The sequence below is a fragment of the Pseudomonas sp. PME37.24/025 genome (assembly GCF_055556615.1).
The window spans coordinates 1-270 of sequence record NZ_JBVHNK010000221.1 but is presented as its reverse complement, the minus strand read 5'-3'; the positions used below and the strand labels follow the sequence as shown (position 1 = coordinate 270).

At 53.7% G+C, this 270-nt stretch carries 1 protein-coding gene; it reads right to left on the bottom strand.

The features are described from left to right. Positions 1–219: hypothetical protein (locus tag ACZ3HH_RS30140; RefSeq protein WP_465810251.1), on the bottom strand; the 219-nt coding region annotated here is incomplete at its 3' end. Between the last annotated feature and the right edge of the window lie 51 nt (positions 220–270).

The window sequence follows — 270 nt, the reverse complement described above, 5'->3', positions numbered from 1 at the left end:
ACCCCCCTCGGCATCATCAGTGTTGTCTTCATCGGCATTCTTTTTGGCCTTGGGACGATTACCCGCCGCGCGTGCCAAAAATGCGGGTAATTGGCTGGCTTCCACTTTCAGGAATTGAATATCCACTTCGGGCGTATTAACGGTGACAATCGGCAAGCCACCATTCTGTTTGGCGGGCAATACCACGCCCTTGCTGGCAAAAAAGAACGAAGGTGCCATGGCTTCGCTGGCCACATCGCAAGTGTGGGTATCGGACAACTTGCTGCCATC